Origin of the sequence: Acidaminobacter sp. JC074 (assembly GCF_022496765.1) — a bacterium.
GTDB lineage: Bacteria > Bacillota > Clostridia > Peptostreptococcales > Acidaminobacteraceae > JABXKX01.
Genome location: NZ_VANV01000011.1, coordinates 150,656 through 168,253 on the forward strand (window position 1 = coordinate 150,656; position 17,598 = coordinate 168,253).

Consider the following 17,598-nt stretch of genomic DNA (forward strand, 5'->3'; position numbering starts at 1 on the left):
TAGCCGACTAAGTAAGGAGGATTTATGTACGATTTATTTGTATTATTACAAGAAGTTATGAGACACAACCATAAACTTTTGCATAAAAATTTAGAACCATATGGTCTCTATAAGGGACAACCTAAAATACTAGGACTATTATCTCATCATGAAGCTCTGTCGAAAAAAGACATCGCTGAGAGATTCAAACTGGCTATGCCTACTGTGACCAAAACCATTGAAAGGCTTGAGAAGAATGGTTTTGTCTCTACTTTCCAGGATGCTTCTGACAAGAGAAGAACCCTTGTTAAGTTAACAGACAAGGGAAGAGAGGTTCATAATGATTTGATTTCCTTTAAGAAGTCATACGCAGAAATCATCTTTGATGGCATCAGTCAAGAAGAACTCTTGCAGATGAAATCCGTTTTAGAGAAAGTTAAATTAAACGTATTGGAGTATGATCATGAAAAGAATGATTAAGTACTTAATGAAGTACTGGATGTTTGCCTTATTATCGCCACTACTTATGTTTATTGAAGTTCTGATTGATCTCAATCAACCCATGCTGATGCAAAAAATTATAGACATTGGTATCAAGAACAATGACATGGCTTTTATACAAGAGTATGCCTTATATATGATAGGTTTATCTTTTATTGGTATGACTGGTGCTGTCATATCCGGTATTGTTGCTGTATATGCATCACAAAGTGCAGGTGCTGATATTAGGGATGATCTATTTACCAAGGTACAATCTTTGTCATTTAAGAATCTTGATAGCTTTAAGGCAGAATCCTTGATTACCCGTTTAACAAATGATGTTGTTCAGATACAACAGTTCTTTCAGCAGTTGATGCGTATTATGGTAAGAGCACCTTTTATGTTAATAGGATCTGTTATTCTGACTTTTTATATCAGTATGAAGTTTGGTTTGATTTTAGTATCGTTTATTGTTCTCTTACTGATCATAGTGTTAATAGTGATTAAGCAGGCGAAGCCTTTATTCAAGAAAGTACAGGACTCAGTTGATTCCGTTAATGGTGTTTTACTTGAAAATGTAAAAGGCATACGAGTCGTTAAAGCTTTTGTAAGACAAGATTATGAGAACGAAAAGTTTAATGATGAAAACCAAGGTTTAATGACTATACAGATAAAAGCTTCAAGGAAATTCGCCATTATTTTGCCGATTATCATGCTGACAATTAACCTAGTCATTGTTGCAGTACTTTGGTTTGGTGGTATTGAAGTCGTTGAAAGTACCATGACTGTAGGACAAATTGTAGCTGTGATCAATTATACAACACGACTTTTATTTGCACTTCTTATGACTGGTATGATCTTCTTTAGAGTGTCTAAATCTATGGCATCTGCAGATCGTATCAATGAAGTTCTTGATAAAAAATCAGACTTATTCTATGGTGATGATTACAAGGAAATCCAAGGCAAGATAGAGTTTAGAAATGTCTCTTTTAAGTATGACCAGGAATCAGAAGACTGTGTACTTGAAGACATTAGTTTTCAAATTGAACAGGGACAAACACTTGCGATTATGGGTTCAACAGGTGCTGGAAAATCAAGTTTATTACAACTAATCCCGAGGTTTTATGACCTGAATTCAGGACAAATCTTAATTGATGGTCAGGACTTAAAGACCTATTCTAAAGACTCTTTAAGAGAGCAAATTTCTTATGTACAACAAAAGTCGTTTCTGTTTTCAGGTACGATCAGATCAAATGTATTCTTTAATAAGGCAGTGGATGAATCGGTCATCAGCCATGCACAGGCAGACAATATTATGATTGTTAAAGAAGGTATTGAGTCGAAAATCATGCAAGGGGGAAGCAACTTGTCAGGTGGTCAAAAGCAGAGACTGACCATAGCGAGAGGTCTTGCCAATAAACCGAGTATTCTTCTTTTGGATGATTCAACATCTGCCTTGGATGTAAAGACAGAAAAGCATTTGAAAGAAGCTTTAGAGACATCCTATAAGGATACAACCATTGTACTCGTTGCGCAAAAAATTTCTTCTGTTATGAATGCCGATAAGATTTTAATTATAGATGATGGAAGAGTTGTTGGATCAGGTACACATGAAAAACTTTTAAAAGAAAATCTTATTTATAGAGATATCTATGAATCTCAGATGGGGCAGGTGATATCATGAGACCAGGCATGGGAAGAGGGCGGTTTGAGAAAAAAGCTCAGAAAGCAACCAATATAAGACAAACATTAAAAAGGCTTTTAACTTATATGAAAAAGGCCAAGTATACCATGCTCTTTGTGACTGGCTTGGTCATCTTTTCTTCAATACTTAATGTATTAGGCCCTTATTTTATTGGGCGTGCAGTGGATGAGTATTTGTATCCGAAGAACTTAAATGGATTTTCAAATCTTTTAATACTACTGGCCTGTGTTTACATTTCGGGCGCACTGCTTAACTGGATCACTTCTTATTTGGTTGTAGGTGTGTCTCAAAGGACAGTAAAAGACATTAGAAAGGATTTGTTTTCAAAATTACAAGTCCTTCCAGTCAAGTTCTTTGACAGTCACAATGACGGTGATTTGGTTTCTAGATTGACAAACGATGTTGATAATATATCTAATACCTTGAATCAAAGTTTGACTCAATTGATTTCAAGTCTGGTGACCCTTGTTGCTGTATTTGTTATGATGGTTTTTCTAGATATCAGATTGACACTGGTTTCAATATTATCTATACCATTTGTAATCATCTTAACCCAAACCATTGCAAGCTTTACCAGAAGATATTTCAAAGATAAGATGGTTGATTTGGGGAATCTAAATGCTTTTACAGAGGAGAACATATCTGGACAGAAGGTTGTACTGGCTTATGGTCAGGAAGAAGATGTCATCAAAGAGTTCATGATAAAAAATGACAAGTATAGAAAGTCTGCTATAAAAGCAGAGACTTTAACCTCTATCATGGGACCTATCATGAATTTCACCAATAACATCATCTATGCACTTATAGCCTTAGTAGGTGGTTATATGGTAGTCAATAAAATGACCTCTGTTGGTGTAGTAGTTATCTTTATCAATTATTCAAGACAGTTTTCAAGACCTATCAATCAAATTGCAACCCTTTACAATACCATTCAATCTGCCATAGCAGGCGCGGAACGTGTCTTTGAAATACTAGACAAGCCAGAAGAACTTTATGAAGGAGACCAGGCTTCTATTGAGGGGCATGTCCATATTGAGAGTTTAGATTTTTCTTATGAAGAAGACAAGCCTATTTTAAAGGACATCAACATGAAGGCTTCAAAGGGAGAGATGATTGCCATTGTTGGACCGACCGGTGCTGGTAAAACAACCATCATCAATCTTCTGACTAGATTTTATGATGTAGATAGGGGTCAAATAAAGATTGATGACAAGCTGATTTCGGATATCGGTCTTAATGAACTGAGAAGACAGCTGGGTATTGTACTGCAGGATACTTATCTCTTTAAGGGAACGGTTATGGATAACATTCGTTATGGTAATCCAGACGCAAGTGATGAAGATATCTATAGGGCTTCAAAATTGTCCAATGCTCATAAATTTATTCATAGACTGCCAGAAGGGTATTCAACGGTTTTATCTGGTGAAGGCTTTGGCATCTCACAGGGTCAAAGACAGTTGATTGCCATAGCGAGGGCTATACTTGCAGATCCTAAGATTTTAATACTTGATGAAGCGACTTCTAGTGTAGATACAAGGACTGAAAAACACATTCAAGAGGGTTTATTAAACCTTATGAAGGGAAGGACTTCTTTTGTTATCGCCCATAGATTGTCTACCATAAAATCGGCTGATCAAATATATGTAATGGACGATGGTAAAATCATAGAAAAAGGCAATCATAAGGATTTGATGAGCCTAAATGGTCATTATCATGACATGTATACCACCCAGTTTATGGTGTCGTAATTAAGACGGGATTTATCTCGTCTTTTTGTGACTTCAAGTATTGTGATATTTCCATTTTAAGCTTACAAGTAGGGTCTCCTATAGTATAATGAAAGTAGAGAGAAGAGTGAGGTTACTATGTATGTAAGAATGATAAAAATACGCGAAGATATCCATCAAATGTTTGTAGATTATCTTTTGAGTCAGGAGAAAGCACACTTAATAGGTAAAATAGAGGAATGCCTTATAAGTGACAACTTCGAATCAGAAATGATGTTTCTCATAGAGGAAAATCATTTTAAAACTCAAGATATACTACAACTTTTTTATGATTGCTATAAAGTGGTCACAAATAATTTTATGACCTTTGAAACACTAGAAGCTGTTGAAGAGTACAGCTACCAGTATGCCTTATCCTTGTCATTTAAGGAGGCTGCTCAAATTAAGCTTGATGAAAACCGCAATCAACTTGCTGTTATGACACTTAAAATCTTAAGAGAGTTCTTTGAACTGCAAAAGGAGTTTGATCATGATTCTTGGGTCGCTAGATATTCTCTGGACCTACTGACAAATGAGGAAACAGCTGTCTTAGAGGATGATGAGTATTTAAGATTTACAAAGTATCTAAAAGATGAATATGTTTATGAAATGATGAAAATGAACCAAGATCTAATTGGTTACTCAACACTAGATCATATTTGTGGTGTTCATCATTTAGCTGTAAAGATTGGTAGACAGCTCAATCATCTTGGATTACCAATTGATTTAGGTCGTGTATCAGGTGCTGCCTATGGTCATGATATTGGTAAGTATGGCTGTAAACCTGAGGAGAGTAGAAAGGTTGCCTATTACCACTATTATTATACAGCTGAGTGGTTTAATGATAGAGAAATTGTTTACATCAGAAATGTTGCCTTTAACCATTCGACTTGGGATCTAGAGATTGCCAACTTATCACTAGAATCACTGGTACTGATTTATTGTGACTTTAGAGTAAAGGCCAATGAAAATCGTTCAAGTCGTTATCCGATGAAATTCTACAGTTTAGACGATGCTTTCGATGTCATTTTATCTAAACTGGATAATGTGGATTTAGCCAAAGAAAAAAGATACAGACGTGTATATAACAGGTTAAAAGACTTCGAAAACTACATGATTGAAAAAGGTGTCAACTTAGATCCTGATTCAGAAGATTGTATTTCACAAGGACACGTAACAGAGCGTAAACATTATTCCATCATGCAGGGTGATGACATTGTTGAAAATGCCAAGTTTTTATCTATTGTTCATAATATAGGTATCATGAACCGTTTAAGAGATGAGAACTCATTAAATGTGATGCTTGAAAAGGCCAGAGGTCTTAACAATGTAGATTCTCTCAGGTCTTATCAATACATACTTGAAGAGTACTCTGATTATTTAACACAAAAGCAAAAGTTGATTGCTCTTAAGTTCTTATATGAAAGATTGATGCTGCCTGCTGAAGATATTAGAAAGCAAACAGCTGCTTTGATTGGTCTTCTAATAGCCAACTTTGATGAGATCGAAAGAAAAGAACTGCCTAAGGGTGCTAGAAAGAAAGTCGTTGAAATAGACTCCTTTAAACTCTTTGAGAACTATCTGTCTAAGTGTATGTTTCCTAACCTAAGGATTATAGGCAAACACAAGGAATGGATCAGGTTGAGTATGGCCAATATGATTGAAGCCCTACTAGAACATTCGCCTGATGATAAATGTCAGATTTATTTAAAAATCTTGATTCAGACCTTTAAGAGAAATGTGGTACAGACAGAACTAGCCCCTTATATGCTTGAAGCCATAAGAGGTTTGCCATTCCAGAGAATTGACGAAGATTTGGTTGTTAAAATCATTACATATGTCAACAATGTCGCTTATACGGAAGAACCGATATTAAGAATTCATGCTTATGATGTTTTATGTGATATGATACCATCTTTAACACCTTATCAAGTCAAGTACATTCGTACAGTTCATCATACAGACGATATGGATGAAATATCATCTGCAGAAACCTATATACGCTTTAAACTGCTTAAGCTGACTGGTTATAAAAATAATGAACTTGAAAAATACAGGCAGTCTTGTATAGAAAAAGTAGATGGCCATTCAGAAGTTTATTTATCAAATTTAAAATCAGCCACATCATGGGTATGTAAAAAGCTGCAGATAGAGCTCTTACTAAGATTTGTTGTGAAATACAAGAAAGAAGATTCTTTTTATCTTTCTATGCATCTTTGTAACCTCTTGAAAGTATCTTCACATGAGTCTGTTAGAAATGCAGCGGGTAGGGGGCTTATAGAATTATCTGCCTACCTGTCAAAGGGACAGATCAACGATATTGTTATCGAGCTTCTAAGAGCCCTAGAAATGGAAAATTACCAGTATACCAAGTATATCTGTGAATACCTAGGTACACTTATGACAAAGTTGGAGGTCCAGGAATTCTTAGAGATTGTAGATTCATTCTCTGAGAAAGTGGAGCGTGCCAATGCACAAATCGTCAAGTTGGTCTTATCTACTGTGGGTCATGTTATTGAGCATATGCGCATCGATATGATTGGAGAAGAGCACTTTGACTGGATGCGTGACAAGCTTCTGGGTATTCTTTTAAAGGGATTTGTTAATTTTGATACCAAGGTTAATCATGTGGCCATCAATGTTATTGGTAAACACCTCTTTGATTCTAAGAAGCTAAACATAGATGACCAAGCCATCATTTTTAAAAAGATGATCAAGAAGATTATTTCTTTAATGGCTAATACAGATGAATCTAAAGAACTTGTTTATCTGAACAACTGTGCCGGTCTTAACCATATATATAACTTTATATCTGAATATACATTTGAAAAGGGTGATTTGACCTTAGATGAAAGAAGAAAGGTAGCCTTTTTCCCAGGTGCTTTCGACCCATTTTCACTTAGTCACAAAGAAATTGCCAAGGGTATCCGTGATTTAGGATTTGAAGTATATCTGTCAGTAGATGAGTTTTCATGGTCTAAGAGAACACAACCTAACTTAATCAGACGTGATATTATGAAAATGTCTATAGCAGATGAGTTTAATCTTTATGTATTCCCTAGAGATATCTCTATAAACATAGCCAATCCTATAGATTTAAAGGTGCTCTGTGAAACTTTTGAAGATTCGGATGTTCATATTGTGATTGGTTCAGATGTTATTTTAAATGCGTCTGCTTATAAGAAGCCCGTCGAGCCTTATTCGATTCATAATCTGTCACATGTTATTTTTGAAAGACATGCACAAGTCTACTCGAGTGTTGAGAAAAAACGCCTGCAGGAAAATGTAGATGCCCTTCAAAAGGAAGTGGTTCGATTGGTTTTACCACCTCAGTTTGAGCAGATATCATCTACTCAGATCAGAAACTACATTGACCAGAATAGAGATATATCTGATTTAATTGATCCTTTAGCGCAGAAGTACATTTATGCCAGAGGACTTTACCAAAGAGAACCGCAGTTTAAAGAAATGATCACAACCAAGTCTGTTAAGGTTGAGATAGTCGATACCATATCAGACGAACTCTTAGAAGAGTTAACAAACCATGTACATGAGTCTACAAGACCCGATAGAGCAGTTTTAGAAGACTTGATTAAAAGGAGAAATCCAAGAGCCATTGTACTTAGGTCCATCAATGATCATAACAGGATAATTGCTTTTTCAATCTTCCATTGGTTACGTTCTTCCAATGTTTATGTCGAGTTTGCAGATGAGCATGTAGCAGAGTATATATTAAAGAATTCGGTGGGAAGAATCCTGATTGTTGACGCTATAGCTGTTAACAAACGCTACTCCTTCTCAGATCCTGAGCAGATGATTTTAACAGAGACTTTGGCATTCTGTTTATCAAAAGATTACTCATACTCAGTTGTCAATGTTATCAAGGGCTGTCCTTTATCAGATGCTATGCATGATCTATTAGACTTACATGGTTTTATAAAGGTTGATGAAAAAGTGACGGGCCACGTCATCTATGCAGTGGAAATGTCATCACCATGTACCTTGAATTTAGATGCGAGAACGGTTCTAAAAGAACCACTACGTTCAAATACCAATGTACATGATGCTGTTATTCGTTCTAGAAAAAAACTGCAGAAGGCTATTTCAAAGCTTTATCCAGGCCAACTTGTATTGTCCTTTGACAGGACTATGCTCTATGAAAACTTAATCAAGAAAATTGCAGATTGTAATGGTGTTTCAACCATTCCAACAACACCTAGAAGGCTTGGTTCTGCTATGTGTGTACCTTTTGGTGCCATCTTTAAAAGATGGATATTACCCAATACAGTCACAAAATCACTTCATACGGAACGTTTCTTTAGTCCGGATGTGGAGAACTACGACATACAGGCTTATCCATATTACTTAGACATTAATAACCAAGTTAAGCGCATCAAGTCTTTTGATAGACCTGTTATATTAGTGGATGACCTCCTTAATAAGGGCTATAGAATCAGAGCCATAGAACCCTTGATTTCTGCAGAGGACATAGAAATAGAAAAAGTGCTGGTTGGCATTATGTCTGGTAGAGGTAAGTCTATACTAGAAAGACAAGACATTAAGGTGGACTCAGCCTACTTTATACCAAGAATGAAAGTCTGGTTTAATGAATCATTGATGTATCCGTTTTTAGGTGGCGATACCTTATGGCGTGGTGTTATTCCAACGAGAAATATCATTCCGTCTATTAATCAGATACTGCCTTATACATCGCCTAACTTCATATCAGGTTCTTCTATGAAAGCCATTTATGAACTGTCGGAAGTATGCATTGAAAACGCCATAGATATCGTTAGAACCCTAGAGGATGAATATCAGTTCTTAAATGAAAACAGTTTAACCCTTTCTCACTTAGGTGAAGTATTGGTTTCGCCAAGATTCCCAGATAGGGGAGAACGTATCAGTTATGATATGAGCCAGAAATCATCCGACTATTTGAAAAATGATTTAGAACAATTAAGAAGACTAAAGAAGTATGTAAACAAGGAATCTGTAACCTTATAGGAGATTTATGAACTATTATAGAAAAGACCAGTTGGAGATTATGTCAGATCTTCAACTGGATAAGACTTACACACCCATAAAAGAACTGACTCAAGATGTTGTTTATTACCTATATGAAGATGATCACAAAGAAGCTATGGGTATCCATAGAATCGAAGATGATGCTTTTTACAAGACACATAGAGAATCTTTAATAGGCAAACTTTGTCAACCTGCCAATAAAGAGGTTATTGGCATTAACTTAAAGAAGGTCTCTTTACCAGAAACGTTAAAGAAAAAGCCTTATAGACTTCATGTTTTAGGTTTAGGTGATGTTGGTGGTATGATGCTTTCAGCCTTAAGATTGATAGGGGGAGATTGCCTAGAGGCCATTGGTATATTTGACTTGGATGAAAACAAGGTCAAGAGGTGGTGCTATGAACTTAATCAGATCATGACCATTGATAGGGGACCATATCCGCCTGTATATGGTGTAAGTATGGATGACCTCTTTGAATGTGATGCATTTGTATTTACTGCATCATCTAGAATACCAGAAGTCGGTTCTGATGTAAAAGATGTGAGAATGTATCAGTTAGAAGCCAACACAAAGATCATCTCAATTTATGCCAAAATGGCTAAAGAGAGAAACTTCCAGGGACAGTTTATTGTTGTATCAGACCCTGTAGATTTGCTTTGTAGAGCGGTATTATCACATGGACTTAGACCAGAACAGATTAAAGGTTTTGGACTTGGTGTTATGCATGCCAGGGCTTGTTACTACAGCGAAAGACATGATATGGATTATTATAAGGACCAAGGAAGAGCCTTTGGTCCACATGGCAAGCATTTAATTATTGCTGACTCCATAGACAATTACAACCAGAAAAAATCACTATTCTTAACTGACAAGACAGTCAAGGCTAACCTAGATGTAAGGGCAGTGGGCTATAAGCCTTTTATAGCACCGGCCTTATCTTCGGCAGCCATGTCCATACTGGCTTATCTAGAAGGAAAACCGCATTATTCTACAGTTTATGTAGATGGGGTTTATTTTGGATGTAAAAATAGAGTAGACAACTTAGTTTATGTTCATACAGAAAAGAATGATCTGCCTGAACAACTTTTAGAAAGATTGACAGCAACCTATGAGGAGTTGAAATCATTTGAATTCTAATGTTTTACATGTACAGATGAGTGAATCAAAGACTTATGAGTCTTTGATTCAAAAGATAACAAGTAATACAGTAAAATACACAGATCAAGAATTATCAGACAAACGCATCGTATTTGTCATCCACCTAGATGAAATCGGTTATGATCTGAACATATTAGGCTGGTTAAAGACTTTGCCTGAAAAGTCTTTTAGAGGTTCTGTGGGCAGTCTTATTGTGACCAGTCCCACACCTTATCATACGAAGTCATTTGCACAGGATGTTATCTTGCTTGCAAACAAGTTAGGGATGACCTTTATAGGACATTCAGTTCTGGAAATCGTCAAGGATTATGAAAACTTTAAGACATGGCAAAAAACAATAGACCTAAGTCTTGAGACCATTGCTATGAATCAAGGGAAGGACCTTCTTGAGAGACTAAGGGCATTTGAGACTGGTAAACTTAATAACCTAATAGCACTCCATGCCAGCTCTCGTAAAACATCCAATACACTGACTCTTTGGCATATGGTAAGAAAATATGTGACGGGTCTGGATATCAGGGAAATACATATAGAAAATGGTACTGTCGTTGATTGTATTGGTTGTCAGTTTCAAACATGTATCCACTATGGTAAAAACCATTCGTGTTTTTATGGTGGTATTATGGTAGAAGAAGTATTGCCTGCCATTGAAACAAGTGATGCCTTGGTTTGGGTTTGTCCTAACTACAACGATGCTATATCTGCCAATATGATGGCGGTAATCAATCGTTTGACAGTACTCTACAGGCAAATGTCATTTCATGATAAGGCTTGTTATGCTGTTATTGTATCAGGCAATTCTGGTTCAGACACAGTTGCTAAACAGCTTATTGGGGCCCTCAATATCAACAAGGGTTTTCAATTACCGCCGAATTTTGTCATTATGGCAACTGCCAATGATCCACTGAAAGTATTGGAAATAGAGGGGATTGAGAAAAAAGCTCAAAGGATGGCAGAAAACATAAACATTTTTTGTCAAAATGTAAAATAAATTATTGAATTTTCTGAAAATTGATGTTATAATTAATTAATCTTATATAAGACATAAAGAAAGCAATTGCAAAGTAGATTAATTTACTATAGGATGTAACTTAATAATTAAGGAGATGATTCCACCAAAAAGAGAAAGTTTACTTAAGGAAGACACTTACTAGTTTGAAAGGAGATGGTTCCGCCAATTTAGTTAGATAATTACTTAAGGACGTAACTTAACGATTAAGGAGGAGATTCCACCATACTAGTTATAGAAGAAATTCAAGAAGAAACATAAGCCGCATTAGGAGTTGAATACAACTGTTATTGTGGCTTTTTCTATGCCCTAAAACATAAAAATAAGCGCTCTGCGCTTATTTGAAAGTTCTAATAGATAATTCATCGAACCAAACAATTGTGTCTTCAGCTTCTAATCTGATGACCAACTTATCAAGATTCTTATCCCCACTCATTTGAAGTGACACGATCGACCAATCTAAGACCGTACCCTTGTCTGATACAATTTCCTTGTTATAAACGTTAGAGTTGTTGTTATAGCCTAATACTTGTACCTTAATAGGCACTGCCTTATTAGACATGATCATAAAAGAAATCGTTGATCCTTTTGGTATAAGGACAGAATCAAATGAGAGAGAAGCAGAGTTTTCGCTGCCTTCAAACTCCATTTTCAAAGATTTAGTACCTTTATTGTAAATTGAAGTATCTTCAACAACATTAATGGTCGTGGACATATCAAACTGGTCTAACTGCTCCTCATCAGAAGCAGCAGATTTAAAAGCTTGATTGGATGCCAGTTCATTTTGTGTCTGTATTTGATTTTCTAAAGCCTTGCTTTCAGGACTCTGATATTCTTTTTCAATCACATGTGGGTCACTGAAAAGATTGTTTGAATCAATGACTGTCAACTTGATTTTATATGTACCAGGCGTCAAACCTTCAGCTTCAAAGTTGGCATTTTTCTTACCAGTTTCACTGGCTAAAACCTTATCATCCTTACTGACTTCCCAGTAACTTTCAACGATTGTGCCTTCACCAAATGCCTTGCTGGTATTTTCACATATAAGTTTATTGCCTTGGATTTTAACTTCAAAACTTGCCTCTGGTGGAATCGGTGCTACGTCTTTTTCAAAGAGTGACGGTATCCACATAAAGCCTAGTATAACCAGTAGTAAGGCTGCGAAGATAGTTGCTGGAATTAAGAAGTTGAATGCTTTCTTTTCTTCTTCCTCTTCCTCTTCTTCTACAAGCGTATTAGTTTCTTTGAAATGTTTTGGAATACCATAAACAGGTTCATCCAAATCAATCTTTTTCTTAACCTTTGGTTCTTCTATAACAGGTTCAGCTTCTTTAAGTGGTTCTTTAGGAGCTGGTTCAGTTTTCTTTTGTTTTTTCTCTTTCACAAAGAGTTCTTCTAATGAATTGGCATCTTCTAATTTGCTTAAATCAATGCTTTCCTCAATAGGACCCTTAGACCAGTCAATTGGTTCTGGTTCATAATCTTCTTCAGGTTGGTAATCCTCAATTTCTGGCTCAGGATCCTCAATTTCCGGAACCGGAAGTTCAGGTTTTGTATCTTCTGATACATCCATGCCCATTAAAATGGCACGTTCTTCGCCAGTAACAGCTTTAGTTTCTATTTCGTTTTTGTTTCTTTCATCGTATTCGTTGACATCAACAAATTCCATGAAAATATTATTTGGATGGGCATTGCCCATTAATGATTGAGTTTTGCTGTGCTGCTTTTTAAAGTAGATGGCTTTGAAGTCTGTAAACAGATCGTCAAAACACTTGTAATCCTTCTCTCGCTGAATAAGAGATTCAGTAAAACGGTGTAACTCGTCATAAGCTGCAGAAGTCTTAAGCTCGTTGTAATTGGTGATTAAGACTCTCTGCATGACTTGCCCCATGTTTTTCGCGACCATGGTAAAAGGCATATCCTCATTGATGCGTCTATCAAGATTGATATGTTCTTTTAGATATAGCTTGTGGTCTTTAAAAACAACCTGGCTTGAACCTATTAAAATATTAAGTAAGTAATTGTCGTAACCTATATAAGCAGTTGCCTGGTGTAAATACTCGTATAAGTAATCAATTCTTTCTTGATCACTTACATCTGAGAAATTCAAATGCAAACTGATGTTATCGCCTTCTATGTAATTTGAAACTAGTATTATCTCGTCATTTATAATTTCAACATGCAATTTATTCTGAAGGGTATTGTCGATGAAATCCTTGAATCCTTCATCAAAGCGAGCATCCATTTTGAACTTATGGATTAAAACACGCTTCTGTGGCTGGTCTTTAAAGCAACCCTTGTAAATTGTTTGAAATTTATTTTCTTCGAGCAGGTCTTTTTCATCAAATAACTGATTATAAGATGGATTCATTCCTAACCTCCTACGGATCGGTATCTATATAAAATGTTGTTTAATCTAATGGAAATGTGAAAGTGTTTTAACGCTTCTAAAGTGTAAACTGCTTATACTACTACATATATGTAAAAATCTACACTTTCACAAGATAATTATACTATATAATGTATCAATTAAGAATAGAGAAAAGTGAAAAAAACTGCTAATTTACTAAAAAATGTTCGTTTTTTCCAGAATAAATGAATATGAGATTACAAACCCTTAGTTTTTCTACCTTTTTTGTAATCAAACTGATAAAATATTTATAAGTTATAAAAATGAATGAGGTGAGTCTATGATACGATTTTTACACATTGGTGATGTCCATATTAACAAGAGTTTTGCAACAAAAGATGAAGTTCTAAGACATAAATTGCAGCGTTCTGTCATAAAGTCTTTTCAGAATGCTGTGCACTACTGTATCACTCAAGACTTAGATGCTCTGATGATTGCAGGTGACCTGTTTGATGGACAACATATATCCTTAAAAGATGGTGAGATTGTACGTGATGGTTTTGAGCAGTTGAATAAAGCACATATACAAGTCTTTTATGCTTCAGGCAATCATGACTATACTCACTATGATTCAAAAATACGGCATATGAATTATCCTGAGAATGTTAAAACTTTTTTTGATGATCATGTAGATGCTTATGACTTAAAAGACAAATCAACGGGACAGATTTACAAGGTTGTTGGTTGTGGTCATATGATCCAACATGAGACAAGAAATTTAATAGAGAATTTTCCTATAGGCAAGCACATAGGGCTTTGTCATAGCATGGTTCAGTCTTCGCTGACCATAGGTGATGAAGGGGACTATTTGCCATCTACCATTGAGACGATTTCGTCAAAGGGCTATTTGTATTTTGGTCTTGGACATATCCATCAAAATGGACCGATAGACAAACATGAAACCATTTATTACTCTGGTTCTTTACAGGGACTTCATTCCAATGAAACGGGTTTAAAGGGTGGCAATCTAGTGACTATAAATGATGGTAGCAGTCATGTTCAGTTTGTACCACTTGCTCAAGTACTCTTTGATAAATTAACGGTAGATATCTCTGGTCTTGATCATATGGAAAAACTCCTGGACATGCTTCAAAACACTCTTAATGACTATGAAGGCGATTTGGAAAATGTCAGTCTAGAACTGATTTTAACAGGGCGTACCAAGCTTTATAGAAAACTGTCGAATCCACATGAAATCAGTGATTTGAGAGAGCTCTTATTAGACTATCACCACTTGTTTGACTTAAAGATTAGAAACAAGGTAAAAACACACTTTGATCTAGAAGCGTATGAAAAGCAAAATAGTGTTTTAGGTGAAGTCTTAAGAACCATAGACAATATGGAAAAGTTGCCGTCACTTGATTATTTAAGTGACGAGGAGTTGCTTATGGAAATCAAAGATGGCCTAAAAGATCAAGTAATGGATTATTTTTTGGAGGGTTATGATGAAGATTAATAGCCTGTTTACAGAAGGATTTGGAAAATTTAATAGTGCCAAGTGGGATGATTTAAGTCCATCCATCAATGTTTTTATTGGTAAGAATGAGGCTGGAAAATCAACTGTTTTTAAGATGATTTCAAATGTTTTATTTGGCTTTAAGGTTCAAAACAAAGAGAAAAATCTACAGGTGAATCAAGAGACTGGAAAATTACAGATCGGTGCTGAAATCAAGAGTCGTGACGACATGTATCATGTAGAGAGAATACTGGCTTCAAAGGCAAAACTGTCTTTAAGTCATAAGGGGGCTCTAGAGACATTACAAAATGAGACACTGCCATTTTGCTCTCATGTAGACAGACATACCTATGAAGGGGTCTATGCTTTAGACTTAAATGGTTTAACAGCCTTCAAAGACCAGGCATGGAAAGACATAGAAGAGCTTTTGATGCAGCAGTATTCAGGTGATGTTTTTAATTCACCACAAAGTGTCATTGAAGCCTTAGAAGCTGAAATGAAAAAGATTAAAAAGCAAAGTGATAGAGGTAACTCCATCATTAAATCCCTAGAGGAACAAAGAAGGAAACTCTTTAAGCAAAAAAAAGACTTACAGGCTAACTTGTCTAGAAGTGATGAACTCTACGAAAAAGTCTTGATCATAGAAAGAAAAATTGGTGATGTTAAACAGCAGAAGCTGTCTTTAGAGCATTTAAGAGACCAGATTGAAGTTTATTTGCCAGTTATGAAGCTAATTGATGAGAAGAAGATATTAGATGAAAAACTGGACAAGTTTAAGAGTCTTAAAGATGTGGATGAGTCTCAATACAAAGAAAAAAAATCACAGCTTAAAAAGCTTTATGTCAAGTTAGAAGATATTTCTTCAGAAGTGACACGTTTGGTTTCTGAGAAAAGGCGATTACAGGAAAAAGCCTCTGCCATCAATGTGACAGAAAATGAGCTTAAGGATATGATTCAGAAGCACATGCAGGCAGAAGAGCTGGCGCTAGAAAAAGAAGATTTAGAGAAATCACTGACTGTTAAAGAGGCTGCTTTTAAAAAGGCTTTTGAAGAGACTTTTGATGAAGACTATGATATCAAGCATTACGACGAAGTTTTGAATTTAAACTATCTTAATATCAAGTCACTCGTTGCTGAACTTGAAGAGATTTATGAAGAAATAAAAATCGTTAAAAGAAATAAACGTTCTACAACTGGAACAAGCATTAAAGGTCAAATAGCCTTTATGGTTGTACTAGCGATTCTAGGTGGTGTCAGCATTTATTTTAACATCCACCCAGTACTAAACTATGTTTCAGCTGGTTTTATTGGTTTTTCTATTACAAACAGTATTCATATACTTATTAAGGGTAAGAATAAGAGATTAGATGAAGAAGATCTTTACCTAGATAGAGATGAACTGAAAGCACGTTTGATTTCTGAGTTAAACGGTATTCGATTGTCTGCCATTACAGAGGAATACATTGGTCAGGAGTTCTTGTCACAGGTGACCAACCTCAAACATTTGGCAGAGCAGTTTGTCGCTGACAAAACCATTTATGACGGCAAGTATAAGAAACTAATTACCTTAAAAGAAACAGTCAATCTTTACTTGAAAGAACATGTTGGTGAAATAGAAAATAAGGCTAAGCATTTTGATGAGTTGATGGACAGTATCAAAGAATACAGAAAAATGCAGAACCGAGTTGAAGTGATCAATGGTCAGCTAGATGTGATGAACCAGCAACTTCAAGACCAAGAGAAAGAATTAAACGAAACGGAAACTTGGATTCAAGAAACAGAAAGTGATCTTAAAATTATTGGTGGTGACATTGAAAGTGGTCTCAAACAACTCAATTCTAAAACGGGTGATTTATTAAGAAGAGATGAGATTGTCAGACGTCTAAGCACGATTGACTACAGTGAAGAGATACTTGAAGGCTTTAGAAAAAATTATGTTGAAGATACTTATCATGACCTTAATTATATCAGGGAGACCATAGAAGCACATAACAATGAATCTAATGAACTCTTGATAAAAAAGGCAGGACTTGAAAAGGACAGAGAAGTTTTATTGGAGCAATCAGATATAGCTTCTATAGAGAGTGAACTAAAGTATGTAGTTTCAAGACTTCAAGAGGAAAAACTTAAGTATGACCGCTTGCTCTTAATGCACCAATTGATTAAAGAAACGGATGAAAGATTCAGAACTGAAAATCAACCAAAGGTATACCTACAAGCCAGCAAATATCTTAATGATATAACAGATGGTCGATATAATGATTTAGAAGTTGTTGAACTTATTGACAAATCTAAGAGCAAATATGGTATTATGGTCAGTAGAGATGGTACAAAAGTGATGGTAGACGAGTCCTTCAGTATGGGTACTTTAAATCAAATTTACTTATCACTTAGATTATCTTTAATAGACCATTTAGACAAGGGTCGAGAAAAATTACCTGTTTGTTTCGATGAGTTACTGGTGAACTGGGACGAAGGGCGTTTGAACCAAACACTTAAGATCATAGAAACAATAAGTAAGGAAAGACAAGTATTTGTCTTCACATGTCATGAGTGGTTTGCTGAACAAGTCAAATCACTAGAGCAGGTGAAAATGTATCAATTATAGTGAG

General features: G+C 35.6%; 9 protein-coding genes. 8 read left to right on the forward strand and 1 reads right to left on the reverse strand.

What is annotated here, in order from left to right:
* Positions 1 to 24 precede the first annotated feature (24 nt).
* The 6 genes from EZV73_RS13925 (at position 25) to EZV73_RS13950 (ending at position 11,102) form a co-directional block, all read left to right on the forward strand.
* Positions 25 to 459: a MarR family winged helix-turn-helix transcriptional regulator gene (locus EZV73_RS13925; RefSeq protein ID WP_240840945.1), complete on the forward strand. Its 435-nt coding sequence runs from the start codon at positions 25 to 27 to the stop codon at positions 457 to 459.
* On the forward strand, positions 443 to 2,143 hold the full coding sequence (locus EZV73_RS13930) for an ABC transporter ATP-binding protein (protein WP_240840946.1): 1,701 nt from the start codon (positions 443 to 445) through the stop codon (positions 2,141 to 2,143). The genes EZV73_RS13925 and EZV73_RS13930 overlap by 17 nt, the downstream gene beginning before the upstream one ends.
* A complete protein-coding gene (locus EZV73_RS13935; protein WP_240840947.1) occupies positions 2,140 to 3,912 on the forward strand; it encodes an ABC transporter ATP-binding protein in 1,773 nt (590 codons plus the stop codon). Before EZV73_RS13930 ends, EZV73_RS13935 begins: the two co-directional genes overlap by 4 nt.
* A 117-nt stretch (positions 3,913 to 4,029) precedes the next feature.
* Complete coding sequence (locus EZV73_RS13940; protein WP_240840948.1) at positions 4,030 to 8,934, forward strand: cytidyltransferase; 4,905 nt, start codon at positions 4,030 to 4,032, stop codon at positions 8,932 to 8,934.
* 7 nt (positions 8,935 to 8,941) lie between these two features.
* Entirely contained in the window at positions 8,942 to 10,090 is a 1,149-nt protein-coding gene (locus EZV73_RS13945) for a lactate dehydrogenase (protein WP_240840949.1), read from the forward strand.
* Entirely contained in the window at positions 10,080 to 11,102 is a 1,023-nt protein-coding gene (locus EZV73_RS13950; protein WP_240840950.1) for a flavodoxin family protein, read from the forward strand. Before EZV73_RS13945 ends, EZV73_RS13950 begins: the two co-directional genes overlap by 11 nt.
* 355 nt (positions 11,103 to 11,457) lie before the next feature.
* Here the strand turns inward: EZV73_RS13950 and EZV73_RS13955 are convergent, their stop codons facing one another.
* Positions 11,458 to 13,491 (reverse strand): hypothetical protein, encoded by a 2,034-nt coding sequence (locus EZV73_RS13955; protein WP_240840951.1) that lies wholly within the window; start codon positions 13,489 to 13,491, stop codon positions 11,458 to 11,460.
* Positions 13,492 to 13,810: 319 nt separating this feature from the next.
* Here EZV73_RS13955 and EZV73_RS13960 point away from each other — a divergent pair, with 319 nt between their 5' ends.
* Together EZV73_RS13960 and EZV73_RS13965 are read left to right on the forward strand one after the other, a co-directional pair.
* Positions 13,811 to 14,986 carry a metallophosphoesterase gene (locus EZV73_RS13960; protein WP_240840952.1) on the forward strand — a complete coding sequence of 392 codons (1,176 nt, stop codon included), beginning with the start codon at positions 13,811 to 13,813 and terminating at the stop codon, positions 14,984 to 14,986.
* Positions 14,976 to 17,594: an AAA family ATPase gene (locus tag EZV73_RS13965; protein WP_240840953.1), complete on the forward strand. Its 2,619-nt coding sequence runs from the start codon at positions 14,976 to 14,978 to the stop codon at positions 17,592 to 17,594. Before EZV73_RS13960 ends, EZV73_RS13965 begins: the two co-directional genes overlap by 11 nt.
* Positions 17,595 to 17,598: the final 4 nt, after the last annotated feature.

Bases quoted from the DNA above. Each gene is read 5' to 3' on its own strand.
- EZV73_RS13955 (WP_240840951.1), bottom strand. From the start codon at position 13,491: ATGAATCCATCTTATAATCAGTTATTTGATGAAAAAGACCTGCTCGAA.
- EZV73_RS13965 (WP_240840953.1), top strand. From the start codon at position 14,976: ATGAAGATTAATAGCCTGTTTACAGAAGGATTTGGAAAATTTAATAGT.
- EZV73_RS13960 (WP_240840952.1), top strand. From the start codon at position 13,811: ATGATACGATTTTTACACATTGGTGATGTCCATATTAACAAGAGTTTT.
- EZV73_RS13930 (WP_240840946.1), top strand. From the start codon at position 443: ATGAAAAGAATGATTAAGTACTTAATGAAGTACTGGATGTTTGCCTTA.
- EZV73_RS13940 (WP_240840948.1), top strand. From the start codon at position 4,030: ATGTATGTAAGAATGATAAAAATACGCGAAGATATCCATCAAATGTTT.
- EZV73_RS13945 (WP_240840949.1), top strand. From the start codon at position 8,942: ATGAACTATTATAGAAAAGACCAGTTGGAGATTATGTCAGATCTTCAA.
- EZV73_RS13925 (WP_240840945.1), top strand. From the start codon at position 25: ATGTACGATTTATTTGTATTATTACAAGAAGTTATGAGACACAACCAT.
- EZV73_RS13935 (WP_240840947.1), top strand. From the start codon at position 2,140: ATGAGACCAGGCATGGGAAGAGGGCGGTTTGAGAAAAAAGCTCAGAAA.